The organism is Alteromonas alvinellae (genome assembly GCF_902705805.1).
Map to the genome: position 1 here is coordinate 53,216 of NZ_CACSIH010000008.1, position 13,444 is coordinate 66,659.

Sequence of the window (13,444 nt, forward strand, 5' to 3'; positions counted from 1 at the left end):
CTCACCAAGTGGCGTAGCCGTATGGCTTGTGGGCAACTACCTCAGTTAGAAGTGCTTATGTGAGCATTGACACGGCTGTTTACTTACTCGGTTTCAACATCACTAGCAGGCACAACAACTTCTTTTTAGGAGCGGTATATGGCAATTTCAGATATGCGCAGGCAGTACTCAAAGGGCAGTTTGAGTGAGTCAGATATAACTTCAAATCCGTTTACTTTATTCGATAAATGGTTAAAAGATGCCATTGACGCCGGAATTCCTGATCCTACTGCTATGACGGTTGCCACCGTCGATGCCAGCGGCCAACCTTCTCAGCGTATCGTTTTGTTAAAAGATGTCAGTGAAAAGGGCTTTGTGTTTTTCACTAACTTAGGCAGCCGTAAGGCACAAGAGTTAGCGGTAAACCCTAAAGTGTCGTGCCACTTTCCATGGTTTTTTATGGAGCGCCAAGTTCGCGTATGTGGCAGCGTTGAAAAGCTTTCTGTTTCTGAGAATGCCGCCTATTTCTTTTCGCGACCGAAAGACAGTCAGCTAGCAGCGTATGCGTCAAAACAAAGCAAACCTATTGGCAGCAGGGAGCTTCTACTGACCCAGTTTAAGCAGTTAAAAGATAAGTTTGCTAACAAAGAGCTTCCCGTGCCGGACTTTTGGGGCGGTTTCAGGATCGTGCCACATCAAATTGAGTTTTGGCAAGGTGGAGAAGATAGGCTACATGACCGCTTTGAATACAACAAAACTGAAGATGGCGCGTGGGTAACACAGCGCCTAATGCCGTAGGGAATAAGTTCACCTTTCGTTCCCACTAAAGTACTTCTCTAGAATGTGAGCCCGCTTAACTATTGAGCTTGTAGGTAGCGTGCGGCGAGATAAGTAACAAGGAGGCATCTAAACCGTGATTGATAGCCATTGCCATCTCGACTTACTTGCACAAAAAAAAGATCTTAGAGTTGCGTTAGAAAGCGCCAAAGCCGCAGAGCTTACTCGCATCATGGCGCCTAGCATTAACCCCGAATCTTGGCAGGCGTTACAAGCACTCAGTGAACGCTATGAGAGCCTTTTATCGATTGATACTGCGCTTGGGCTCCATCCTTATTTTTTAACTTGCAGTGAGCTTGAAAAGCCAGAGCAAACACTCAAGGAGAGTCTTCGTCAACTTGAAGCCGCTACGGCTAACTTGCACCCTTCGGTAAAAGCCTTGGGGGAAACAGGTATCGATGGGCATATAAGCGTGCCGTTAGCGCTTCAAAAGGAAGCGCTACACAACCATTTGAAACTTGCTGATAAAGTATCGTTACCCGTAATTTTACATCACAGAAAAAGTCATCATTTGCTCGTTGAAGCGCTGAAGCTAGCCAACTATCAGGGAGTGGGGGTTGTGCATGCTTTTTCAGGAAGTATTGAAGCGGCCAAAGGGTATATTGAGCGAGGGTTTTACCTAGGTATAGGCGGTACGATCACCTATGAGCGTGCTCAAAAAACACGAAACACCCTTGGGTTTTTGTTAGAACACCATTTTGATAAATTGCTTTTAGAAACGGATGCCCCTGATATGCCCATGTGCGGTAGACAAGGAGAAGCAAACGAACCTCGTTATTTATCAGATGTCGTTGACGTTATACGCGACTGCTATGGGGTGCCACTTAAAGAAATAGTCTCCACCACTACAGTGAACTACACTCGACTATTCAATATTGATGCTGGAAGAGAAGCATAGACGTCCAAACTAGCTATCTAGCGCTTCTCTTTATTTCTTTTTGATTCAATTACCTGAATAAACCATGGGCGAGATTTATAAAAGGCCCGGGTTAGGTAAATACCTAGCATGAGCGCTAAAAAGACGAGAATACACGCAATAAGAGCAAGCTGGTAGCGCAATGTCAGTGGACTCTCGAGGACAGCCTGCGTGTTCATGTGAATATTCACATAACCTAGTAAATTTTCATTATCATCAGTGATAACGCCAACATAAGTTAGCGGCGTTACACTTTGCGACTGACTCATCGACACCACGCTCTCAATTTGGGGCAAAGGGGCAATATATCTTCCGTCTTTATCAAACACGGACAACGCAAGAATGTGTGGTTCGTTTATCAAAATAGCAGCGACACTCTCAATGTAATCCCTTCTGGCAATATTGTTTAATAACGCCGTGCCAGCATCGATTTCAAGGCCTTCACTGGTGAGCTGATCTGCTATGAATGCGGGCTGAAGAAGTTTTGCATATTGTCTGGCAATGCTTTCTCCAGAAAAGCGGGTTTGAACTGTCAGCCAGTCATTTTGGTACTGCTGTAACAAAAGTATTAACACAACCACCAGCGCAAATACCGTACTCACTACTAAGGTATGAAAAAGCCTTTTCAATGCCGTATACAAAGAGTGGGAGCTGCTTTTTACTTGTGATTGGGCTTTGCTAAGCACGTCTACCAATGCGTAATTCCATAAATGCCATGAGTTGCCTAACAGTAGGTGAAATCTAAATAATTTTAAAGAGGATATTTTATTAGTTAGCCTAATTGGTTAGCATTAGTGCATCATTTGCCAACCACCGCAGTTTCTGTGTGCGTTATGAAAGACACCTTTACCATTAATATTAGTAATGACCAAATTCATCTAGCTTCCTCGCTGTCAAACATTGTCAATAATGAGCACAATGAGCACTCTTGTTCGCATACGCTGACTGTAATCGGTCAAGCCGTCACACCTTATTTATTGAAAGGTGTATGTGAAAAGCTTAGAGATGTATTCACACCGCTGAGCGCCGCGTTTCATCATTTGCATCAGCAGATGGGTGACGACGTTGTTGAAGTTAGGGGAAATCTGGTTAACGCAGACCTTGAAGAGATTAAACCGCTACTTAGTGATGTAAGTAAAGCATTCAACCTCGATGTCGGCCTTCAAGCTTCTCGACCGTCCTTGTCTACGCCTGGGCTACTGGTCATGGATATGGATAGTACCGTGATTGCCATCGAATGTATTGATGAGATAGCAAAACTAGCTGGGGTTGGTGAGCAGGTTGCCGAAGTTACAGCGAAAGCCATGCGCGGCGAAATAGCATTTAACGATAGCTTAACGCACAGAGTAGCATGCTTAGAAGGCGTGCCTATTAATCACCTCAATCAAATACGTGACAGCATTCCAATAATGCCTGGTATTCAAGTACTGCTTAGTCACTTGAAAAAGCATGATTGGAAGTTGGCTATCGCATCTGGAGGCTTCACGTTTTTTGCTGATCACTTAAAAGAGAGGCTAGGCCTTGACTATGCGATTTCCAATACGCTAGCGGTATATGATGAGTGTTTAACGGGTAAGGTGGTTGGTGAAATTATCAATGCAGACGTAAAAGCCCGTACCGTAAGAGAACTTGCAGAAAAGTGGCAAATACCATCTACTCAAACTGTGGCTATGGGCGATGGCGCCAACGACCTAGTCATGATGGCCGAGTCTGCCTTAGGCGTGGCGTGCCACGGAAAGCCTTTAGTTAACGAAAAAGCAGATGTGGCAATACGCGTGGGTAGTTTGCACAGCCTACTGTACTTCTTAGATAAATAATTGATCAAGGTCAGTGATAGAGAAACGCTAGCTTTTCGAGGTGAACCAAGCTGGCGTTCACTCGTTTTCAGCTAGCATCAACGCGGCAGCTCTACGCTATACGCGATGTACTCTCGCGTTAATATTGTACTTGGCCCCAAATTATACGGGTGAAGTAACAATATTCAGCTGCGCGAGTTTACAGTAATACTAGGCTGAACCGTACTTTTAAGGGTTTTGTTTGCTGTGATGTCTTCCATCGTAAAACCGTATCTGATGAGAACTTCATCGGTCACGTCGATAAGATGAGAGCATGCAGCAATGCTCCACATTTTTTTCTCTAACTCGCGGGCTCTGTGCATGGCGTACATGGTAACGTAGTTAATTTCTGTTTGCAGCATGGTTAGATCAGGCTTACCCGTGGTGGTTAGCATCACGTGTATAGCAACAAACTGGCCCCGAACCATGGCTTCTTTGATAAACGCACGGCGCTGCTCGTTACTTTCGAATTTATGCGAGTAACGCGGAATAATTGCCATTCGCGGTTCTTTCTGAGAGGCATCAAATGAAATGAAGAGCTCTTGTCGCAAAGGCATATTTTCAAGCTTGACCGCTTTAATTCCGCTTTGAACGAATGGTGAATCTTGCTTTCTATCTCTGAACAAAAACTCCAAATTCACCTTGCTACGCTCGGCATACTGTGTAGTAAGTGTGGTAATTCTTTCGTCTTGTTTCCCGACAATGCACGCCTGGGGCGTGTATCGCACACCTTCTTTGCTCATCAAAAAAGATAGAGAAGTCGCGTTTCTGGCGTTTATGCAGCGAAGCGCTTGCCCAATGCCAGGAACCTCTTCTTCATCGTTATCGACCTTTAGGTTGCCTTTATTCTTTTTTATTAATTCTTCAAAGAAATTACGTGCGCTTTTACCTTCATCGCCGGTCGCGGTTTTCAGGTGAAGGATTTTTTTCTCTACATTATGATAGATGATATCGTATTGAAGATGCATAACATCAAAAGCGTTTGCTATCTCTTGAAGGCGAGGGAACGCGACTTCGACTCTACCCTCTAAACTGCCGCTGTAGTCTTTTGTAAGCTCAATTCGAAGGCCTAAGCCATGAACTGAAATGTCCTCGCTTATGCCTCGATGGACCGTCGTCTCACCATTAAACCTTGCCTCAATCTGTGTTCTTAACTGATAGCGGCTTTCTATGCGCTGTTCTTCGTACTTAAAGCGAACCAGATGAATATTGGAGGCTGCACGATTTCTGGGGTGACCAAAAATCCTTAAATGGGAAAGATTGTCTCGATTAAACTTAATCTCGTTATAGGTTTCTTGCCCTGTTACCGAGGTCACGTCAGTTACATGAGCAAGATAGCGAAGGTTTTTTAACTTAGACATCAATCGCGCAGAGGGCGGTGTATTGAGTTTTTTTACTTTGTGGCCAACAGAGTCTGGAATAGAGAGTGGAATGTGCGCTTGTTCTGGCTCCATTTCTGTTAGCGTTATTTTAAATACCCGCCAGCTGGCCTTTCTTGAGCCAAAACCTAGGAACACACGTGACAATATTTCTTTTTGCTGAAGTTCCTCATAAGCGGCGGAATAAAAATAAACCTTATCGCTATGCAGGTGCGTAAAACTAAAAACAAAAATCTCTCTTACTTCATCCGACTTGTTGAGTAAACGCGCGAGTCTTTCTTGCGTAAGTAAGAAATTCAAGCGACAGTTGTCTTCTTCATCTTGCCAATATTGAACGGTTTCTCGGTTAACTTCATTTACCATTGCATAGCGTGGAACCAAGGTTTCGTTAACAACATCAATGAATATTGGAAGTGTAGGGCTGCGAGGAGAAAAGTACTGCTCGCAGGTCTTGCTGGTTATCGCTTCAATGGTATTCGTCATGTTCACTTTATAACGACGTTTATTGCCGTGTATGAAGGTTTCTAAGAACTTGTCGAATGCCGGGTTTGGGTGAGTCTTGTCGCGCTGTAGGGCTAAGTAGTTAACGTCATTCTTTGTAATGATTTTCACTAGTTTGTAAGCAATGCCATTTTTTTTATCCATGGCAAATTCGCTTTCAAGCCCTCTGAAGTAGATGAAAAGGGTCTCGCCTTTTTCAAAAGAAGAGTCTTTTGATAACTTTATCTGCAGGCCTTCAAGAGAAATATCTACGCTTAACCCACGCATTGATTGATTGGCGCTATTAAATAATTCTACCGCCACAGCGAAGTTCATGCGTTCAGTGTTGCGCTGTCTATAGTCGAGAAGGTTTACAATGGGAACTTTAAATTGCTCTAAAACTGCTGAACGTTTTTTAACTTCGGGGTTTTCCTTATCTGCGCGCTCTTGAGCAAGCTCTTTTTCACGCATTAGGCGAAAGTTGTTTTCGGTATTTTGTACTGCCTCGTAAACGCCATAAGTATATCGACCAAATACCCTCAACTGCTCTTCAAACTTGTCAACAGCCACGTCATCCATGTAGTGGCTTCTACCTTCGTGCACATACTTTTTGCACTTTCCGTCAACATGGCCGCGCAAATCTATGGTACGCATACAAGGTTTGGCTAAACGCTTTACTTCCATTTTGATGAGGAAGCGCTTTTCTTTCGGCACATCAGATGCAGTCTGAAGCAATACCTGATTAAATTCAGGCTCATTAACCATAGGCTTTAGCTGTTCAATAATGTCAGCGTATTGCTTTAAATCTTGACTCATGAATGCGCAACTTTGTTGTTTAGTATCATTATTTTAGTTGTTATCGGCAAATCAGTAAAACTCATTAGCCCGTAAAGTCGTTATACTTTTGTACCGTTTTTCTGGAGGAGAACTGACCTTAGGTTTGTGCTTAATTCACCGTTGTTAAGTGTTAGAATACTCTTTTTAAGCAATGGATAAAACTGGAATATGGCAAAACGTAAAACTGCTTATGTGTGTTCTGACTGCGGTGCAGAGTTCCCTCGCTGGCAAGGTCAATGTTCGGAGTGTAAAGCGTGGAATACGATAAGTGAGTTTGTGGTTGCAAGTGCCAAAAGTGTCGCACGCCAAACCACGTCAGGCTATGCAGGGCAAACCGCAGCCAGAATTGAGACGTTAAATGCAATAGATCTCGAATCACTACCGCGATTCTCGTCAACATTTAAAGAGCTCGATAGAGTGTTAGGGGGGGGAATAGTCCCTGGGGCAGCTATGCTAATCGGTGGTTCGCCAGGTGCAGGTAAAAGTACGCTCTTGCTTCAAGTGATGTGCCAAATGGCAAAAAGCGAAACCGCATTATATGTGACAGGGGAAGAGTCGCTTCAGCAAGTGGCTATGCGAGCGAAGCGCTTAAATCTACCTGACGACAAGCTGATGATGCTAGCGGAAACAAACGTGGAAACTATCTGCGATTTAGCGCTCTCGAAAAAGCCTAAAATTATGGTTATCGACTCTATTCAAGTAATGCACGTGTCAGATGTGCAGTCTGCGCCAGGCAGTGTGTCGCAAGTACGAGAAAGTGCAGCGTATTTGACGCGCTTTGCCAAACAAAATCATATTGCCATGTTCATTGTTGGCCATGTAACAAAAGACGGTAACTTGGCAGGTCCGAAAGTTCTTGAGCACTGTATCGATAGCTCTATGATGCTGGAAGGAGAAAGTGATGGTCGCTACCGTACGCTTCGAAGTCATAAAAACCGCTTTGGTGCGGTAAATGAGCTCGGCGTGTTTGCCATGACAGAAAAAGGCCTTAAAGAGGTAAGTAACCCATCAGCCATATTCTTGAGTCGAGGTGACAATGAAACGCCAGGGTCTAGCGTTATGGTTATCTGGGAGGGTACCCGCCCGTTACTCGTAGAAATACAGGCGTTGGTAGACTATTCGCAGATGTCGAACCCAAGGCGAATCGCTGTAGGGTTGGATCAGAACCGTTTGTCTATGCTGCTCGCGGTTTTGCATCGACATGGCAATGTGCAAATGAATGATCAAGACGTTTTTGTCAACGTGGTAGGCGGTGTAAGAGTATCAGAGACCAGTGCAGACTTAGCCTTATTATTGGCCATGATTTCAAGCTTTAGAAATCGCTCGCTGCCTAGAGATTTGATTGTATTCGGCGAAGTCGGGCTAGCCGGCGAGATTCGCCCGGTTCCTAATGGAACGGAACGCATTATCGAGGCGGCGAAACATGGTTTTAAGCGGGCGATCGTGCCAAAAGCCAACGCGCCTAAGCAAGCCATAAATGGCATGAAAGTGGTACCGGTAGCGCGCTTATCTGAGGCGTTAGACGCGCTTGAGTAATGTGAAAGGCTCAACATTTACGTAAAGTGTTGACGGTGCCTGTTAGAATGAAAGGCCTATTGAATGGGCCTTTCCTGTATTAAACGAGTGAAACGCGTTTTTTTTAAAAGTTAATGTGGCGCCTGATAAACCGCATTAACTAATGCATTCAGGTCTTTCTCTTCAATACTGGCGTCTTCGCTGTTTAAAGTAATTAAACGACGAAGGGCGCTAATGCTGTCTACATCCATTCGCTCAACTTTACAGCCTAATGAGACCCGTTCTTTCCTACTGTCGGCATGACGATACAACTGCGAAATAGAAAGGGTTATTAAAGGACTGTCCTCATTTGCTTTGAAGGTAGCAGTGTAAGGGTCGTGACTGTCAAAAGGTAAGTGTGACAACGCCGTTTCGGTAGCTTGAAGTTTAATGCCTTGAAGCGATACGTCGCTAACTACCACATCAATACTAACGTCATTGTGTGCCAGTTTGCCATTTACGTTCAGAGATACCCGTTGGAATTGGCGCTTATCTGTCATTACTCAAATACCTAATGTTTGTCTACGACCTCAGTATTGGCCAATTTGCGTGGGTTCGCAATGAAAAGCGAACAAATAAAAAAGCCGCTATCATTGATAGCGGCTTTTGGTGTCGGCTCAGAGTTATTACACTCTATAATATCTCTGGTACCGAGTTATTTAGACATACGCTTATATTTAAGGCGATGCGGTTCAACCACATCTTGTCCAAACTCTTGCTTCAACCAGCTTTCGTAGTCTGAGTAGTTGCCTTCGAAGAAGTTGATGTTACCTTCATCGCGGTAATCCATAATGTGTGTTGCTACACGGTCTAGGAACCAACGGTCGTGCGAGATAACCATGGCACAGCCTGGGAACTCCAACAACGCGTTTTCCAAGGCGCGAAGTGTTTCTACGTCTAGGTCGTTGGTTGGCTCATCCAGTAGCAATACGTTGCCGCCTGCCTTAAGCAGCTTCGCAAGGTGAACACGGTTACGCTCACCACCTGACAAGTCTTTGATGAATTTCTGCTGGTCGGTGCCTTTAAAGTTAAAACGACTGCAGTAGGCGCGGCTGTTAATTTCAAAGTTACCAATGCGAATAATGTCTTGCTCGTCAGAAATTTCTTTCCACACAGTGTTGTTTTCGTTCATGTGGTCGCGGAACTGTTCTACCGCAGCAATTTGAACGGTTTCACCTAAATCGATGGTGCCTGAATCAGGTTGTTCTGCACCGGTAAGCATTCTGAACAAGGTTGATTTACCCGCGCCGTTTGGACCCACAATACCTACAATGGCACCCTTTGGCACTTTAAACGTTAAGTCATCGATAAGTACGCGATCGCCATACGACTTTTTAAGGTTGCTTACTTCAATAACCTTGTCACCTAAGCGCTCACCTGGCGGGATGAAAAGTTCGTTGGTTTCGTTACGTTTTTGGTAGTCGCTGGTAGATAGTTCTTCAAAGCGAGCCATACGAGCTTTACTTTTAGCATGACGACCTTTTGGGTTAGAGCGAACCCACTCAAGTTCCTGTTTCATGCTCTTCATACGCGCCGTTTCGGTGCGCTCTTCCTGTTCAAGTCGGTTTTCTTTCTGTTCCAACCATGAAGAGTAGTTACCTTCCCACGGAATACCTTCACCACGGTCTAGTTCTAAAATCCAACCTGCAACGTTATCAAGGAAGTATCTATCGTGGGTAATAGCGACCACCGTGCCTTCATAATCGTGAAGGAAGCGCTCTAGCCATGCGACTGATTCTGCGTCTAGGTGGTTAGTGGGTTCGTCTAGAAGCAACATTTCAGGCTTCTCTAGAAGCAGGCGACACAGCGCCACGCGACGGCGTTCACCACCAGATAGTTTGCTTACATCCGCATCCCACGCTGGAAGGCGAAGTGCATCAGCGGCACGCTCTAAGGCATTTTCTAGGTTGTGACCGTCTTTGGCTTGAATAATGGCTTCAAGCTCACCTTGCTCTTTTGCAAGGGCGTCAAAATCAGCATCCGCTTCTGCATAGGCTGCGTACACTTCATCAAGGCGAGTCAATGCGTGTTTAACGTCAGCAACGGCTTCTTCGATATTGCCGCGAACATCTTTTGTTTCATCAAGCTGAGGCTCCTGAGGAAGGTAGCCCACTTTTAAGCCCGGTTGAGGGCGCGCTTCACCTTCAATATCGGTATCTACGCCAGCCATAATGCGAAGTAAGGTTGATTTACCTGCACCGTTTAGACCTAGCACACCAATTTTGGCGCCTGGGAAAAAGCTAAGTGAGATATTTTTTAGAATGTGTCTATTAGGTGGGACGATTTTGCCCACGCGATGCATACTGTAAACGTATTGCGCCATGCTCTATCCTCGCTGAAAAAGCGGTGAAAAATAATAAAGTCCTAATTGGGCGTATTCTACTCGTAACAGGGTAGTTTATGCCAGTTACTTACGCTTAGTGTATTTGTGCTTGGCGATATTTTAATCACTCATGCCAAAAAGATCGATTTATGCATCGGTTGGCGAGTTGATTTAAGGTAAACTTGTTTTTATAAGCATGAGTAAACATGGGCTTTAGGGTGAACTAGCAAACAGCAATAAAGAACCCAAAGCGATAGACTCAACACTATTCATATCTCTGAACAGGTAATTATGATGACCGCTATGAGTAAACGCACATACAGTCTGGAAGAGCTTGCCAAACATGTAGGTGGGGAAGTGCAGGGCGATGGAAACATTACTATCTCTGCAGTAGGTACGTTATCTGGTGCAGCATCGCACCAAATTTCGTTTCTGACCAATCCTAAATACAAGCCGCAGTTAAAAGATACTCAGGCTGGTGCGGTAATTCTGCACAAAAACTTGAAAGATGATAGCCCAGTTCCAGCGCTGGTTGTGGCAAACCCTCATGCAGCGTTCGCCCTCATTGCTCAGTTGTTCGATACTACCCCAGCGGTAGCGACAGGTATTGCTGAGTCAGCGGTAATTGCGCCATCTGCCCGCATCGGCAGTGATGTATCGCTAGGCCACAATGTAATCATTGAAGAGAACGTGGTTTTAGGCGATAGAGTTACTGTAGGCGCGAATACGGTTATTCGTAGAGGTACCCATATTGGTGAAGGCTGTACCATTCACCCGAACGTAACTATCTATCATGACGTTGTGATCGGTAAGCGTGTGACAATTCATAGCCAAACAGTGATTGGCGCGGCAGGCTTTGGTTACGCTAACGATAAAGGCGTTTGGATCCCTATTCCACAAACTGGGTCAGTTCGCATTGGAGATGATAGTCAGATTGGTGCTAGCAGCAGCATAGACCGCGGCGCGATGGAAGATACGGTTTTAGGCACCAATGTTATTATCGATAACCAAGTACAAATTGGCCACAACTGTATTATTGGTGATCATTCATGCATTTGCGGCGCTACCGGTATTGCTGGTAGCTGTCATATCGGCAAGCACGTGATTATTGGTGGTGGAGTGGGCATTAATGGCCACATTAGCATTTGCGATAATGTTCAGGTGACTGGCTACACCATGATTGTACAAGATATCACTGAACCGGGCGTTTATTCTTCTGGCCAGCCAGCACAAACCAACCGTGACTGGCGCAAAAATACGGTTCGCCTTGCCAAAATTGGTAGTTTATTTGACCGTGTTAAAGCCCTGGAAAAACAGGTCTGATCTCGCGCTGGCGCAGGTATTTCGTTAAACCTGCGCCATTTATATTAATTTGGTCATAAAGCGGTATACAAGCCCCCGAAAATGACTAGAATATGGCTCGAATTTGAGCAATCAGTGCGTAACGCCATATAAAAACCGCAGTTAAGGAGCCCCCATGTTTTCTCGCGAAATGAATATAGCTGACTTCGATCCTGAATTAGCCGATGCAATGTCTAAAGAGGTTGAGCGTCAAGAACATCACATAGAGCTAATTGCCTCTGAGAACTACTGTAGCCCACGTGTAATGGAAGCACAGGGATCGCAGCTTACTAATAAGTATGCTGAAGGTTACCCAGGCAAGCGTTACTACGGTGGTTGTGAGCACGTAGACGTCGTTGAACAACTTGCTATTGACCGTGCAAAAGCACTTTTTGGTGCAGACTACGCGAACGTTCAACCGCACGCTGGTTCACAAGCTAACTCTGCCGTATTCATGGCACTACTTGACGCAGGCGATACGGTATTGGGAATGAGCCTTTCTGAAGGTGGTCACCTTACTCACGGTTCACACGTAAACTTCTCTGGTAAAACCTATAACGCTGTACAGTATGGTTTGAACAAAGAAACCGGTGAAATCGATTACGCGCAGGTTGAAGCGCTTGCTAAAGAGCACAAGCCGAAAATGATTATCGGTGGTTTCTCTGCGTATTCTGGCATTGTCGATTGGGCGAAATTCCGCGAAATCGCTGATAGTGTTGGCGCATACTTACTTGTTGATATGGCGCACGTAGCTGGCTTAGTAGCCGCTGGCGTTTATCCAAACCCGCTACCTCACGCACATGTAGTAACTACGACGACACACAAAACCCTTGCGGGTCCGCGTAGTGGTCTAATCCTATCTTCATGTGGCGACGAAGCAATTTACAAAAAGCTTAACAGCTCAGTATTCCCAGGTAACCAAGGTGGTCCACTTTGTCATGTAATCGCAGCTAAAGCGGTTGCTTTCAAAGAAGCACTACAGCCAGAATTTAAAGTGTATCAGCAGCAGGTTGTTGCAAACGCGAAAGCGATGGTTTCTGTAATGCAAGAGCGCGGTTATAACATCGTTTCTGGCGGTACTGACAACCACTTGTTCCTTCTTGACCTTATCGACAAGGACATCACCGGTAAAGATGCAGACGCAGCACTAGGTGCCGCAAATATTACGGTAAACAAAAACTCAGTGCCAAATGACCCGCGTTCACCGTTTGTAACCAGCGGTCTTCGTATCGGTAGCCCAGCGATCACTCGCCGTGGTTTCAAAGAAGAACAAGCTAAGCAAGTTGCAACATGGATTTGCGACATTCTAGATAACATGGGCGATGAGTCTGTTATCAAACGTGTTCAGGACGAAGTGGTTGCACTTTGCGCACAATTCCCTGTTTATAAATAAATAGGTTTGTGTTTTATTGCGTACTTTGGTACTAATGCTGGACTAACTAGTCTAGGTTTAATTTAGATGCCTAAGTACGCAATATTTAAGGATTATTCATGTTTTGCCCGTTTTGTTCAGAACAAGAAACAAAAGTCATTGATTCTCGTTTGGTTGCAGAAGGGCAACAGGTGCGTAGACGCCGTGAATGTATGGTGTGTCACGAGCGCTTTACGACCTTTGAAAGTGCCGAGCTCGTGATGCCTCGCGTTATTAAACGCGATGGTTCTCGTGAACCGTTTAACGAAGATAAACTTCGTGCAGGCTTGCAACGCGCACTCGAAAAGCGCCCTGTGAGCACAGAAAAAGTTGAACAATGTATCCTCTCACTTAAGTCACAGCTGCGCGCAACCGGTGAACGTGAGGTGAGCAGTGAATTGCTCGGCAACCTAATTATGAAAGCCCTCAAAGAACTCGATAAAGTTGCTTATGTCCGGTTCGCCTCCGTTTATCGCTCTTTCGAAGATATTCGTGAATTCGGAGAAGAGATTGCACGATTAGGAGATTAAGTCGGCGACCTCTCAAACATCA

Annotated in this window: 11 protein-coding genes; 7 read left to right on the forward strand and 4 right to left on the reverse strand. The window is 45.1% G+C overall.

The features are described from left to right. Window positions 1-138 precede the first annotated feature (138 nt). Window positions 139-777, forward strand: a complete 639-nt coding sequence (gene pdxH, locus ACX5KA_RS00285) for a pyridoxamine 5'-phosphate oxidase (protein ID WP_039217013.1) — start codon at window positions 139-141, stop codon at window positions 775-777. Window positions 778-892: 115 nt separating this feature from the next. Then, the gene (locus ACX5KA_RS00290) at window positions 893-1,714 is read left to right on the forward strand and encodes a TatD family hydrolase (RefSeq protein WP_458730180.1); all 822 of its coding nucleotides are present in this window, start codon (window positions 893-895) and stop codon (window positions 1,712-1,714) included. Window positions 1,715-1,731: 17 nt separating this feature from the next. Here ACX5KA_RS00290 and ACX5KA_RS00295 read toward each other — a convergent pair whose 3' ends face one another. Next, window positions 1,732-2,427, reverse strand: coding sequence for a hypothetical protein (locus ACX5KA_RS00295; RefSeq protein ID WP_039217018.1), 696 nt, complete (start codon window positions 2,425-2,427; stop codon window positions 1,732-1,734). 138 nt (window positions 2,428-2,565) lie between these two features. Here ACX5KA_RS00295 and serB point away from each other — a divergent pair, with 138 nt between their 5' ends. After that, window positions 2,566-3,549 (forward strand): phosphoserine phosphatase SerB, encoded by a 984-nt coding sequence (gene serB, locus ACX5KA_RS00300; RefSeq protein WP_039217128.1) that lies wholly within the window; start codon window positions 2,566-2,568, stop codon window positions 3,547-3,549. A 164-nt stretch (window positions 3,550-3,713) separates the two neighbouring features. Here the strand turns inward: serB and ACX5KA_RS00305 are convergent, their stop codons facing one another. After that, window positions 3,714-6,242 carry a PilZ domain-containing protein gene (locus ACX5KA_RS00305; protein WP_458730181.1) on the reverse strand — a complete coding sequence of 843 codons (2,529 nt, stop codon included), beginning with the start codon at window positions 6,240-6,242 and terminating at the stop codon, window positions 3,714-3,716. A 189-nt stretch (window positions 6,243-6,431) separates the two neighbouring features. Between ACX5KA_RS00305 and radA the strand changes: the two genes are divergently transcribed. Continuing rightward, window positions 6,432-7,799 (forward strand): DNA repair protein RadA, encoded by a 1,368-nt coding sequence (gene radA / locus ACX5KA_RS00310; protein ID WP_039217023.1) that lies wholly within the window; start codon window positions 6,432-6,434, stop codon window positions 7,797-7,799. 110 nt (window positions 7,800-7,909) lie between these two features. On the opposite strand, the gene ACX5KA_RS00315 is transcribed toward radA, so the two are convergent. Both ACX5KA_RS00315 and ettA read right to left on the reverse strand, forming a co-directional pair. Continuing rightward, entirely contained in the window at window positions 7,910-8,317 is a 408-nt protein-coding gene (locus ACX5KA_RS00315) for a PilZ domain-containing protein (protein WP_039217025.1), read from the reverse strand. A 155-nt stretch (window positions 8,318-8,472) separates the two neighbouring features. Beyond that, window positions 8,473-10,140, reverse strand: coding sequence for an energy-dependent translational throttle protein EttA (gene ettA / locus ACX5KA_RS00320; protein WP_014950094.1), 1,668 nt, complete (start codon window positions 10,138-10,140; stop codon window positions 8,473-8,475). A gap of 294 nt (window positions 10,141-10,434) precedes the next feature. Here ettA and lpxD point away from each other — a divergent pair, with 294 nt between their 5' ends. From lpxD to nrdR, 3 genes are all read left to right on the forward strand, one after another. Then, on the forward strand, window positions 10,435-11,463 hold the full coding sequence (lpxD, locus tag ACX5KA_RS00325; RefSeq protein ID WP_039217031.1) for a UDP-3-O-(3-hydroxymyristoyl)glucosamine N-acyltransferase: 1,029 nt from the start codon (window positions 10,435-10,437) through the stop codon (window positions 11,461-11,463). A 154-nt stretch (window positions 11,464-11,617) separates the two neighbouring features. Continuing rightward, entirely contained in the window at window positions 11,618-12,874 is a 1,257-nt protein-coding gene (glyA, locus tag ACX5KA_RS00330) for a serine hydroxymethyltransferase (RefSeq protein ID WP_014950092.1), read from the forward strand. A gap of 98 nt (window positions 12,875-12,972) precedes the next feature. Then, the gene (gene nrdR, locus ACX5KA_RS00335) at window positions 12,973-13,422 is read left to right on the forward strand and encodes a transcriptional regulator NrdR (protein ID WP_012517538.1); all 450 of its coding nucleotides are present in this window, start codon (window positions 12,973-12,975) and stop codon (window positions 13,420-13,422) included. The last annotated feature ends 22 nt before the right edge of the window (window positions 13,423-13,444 follow it).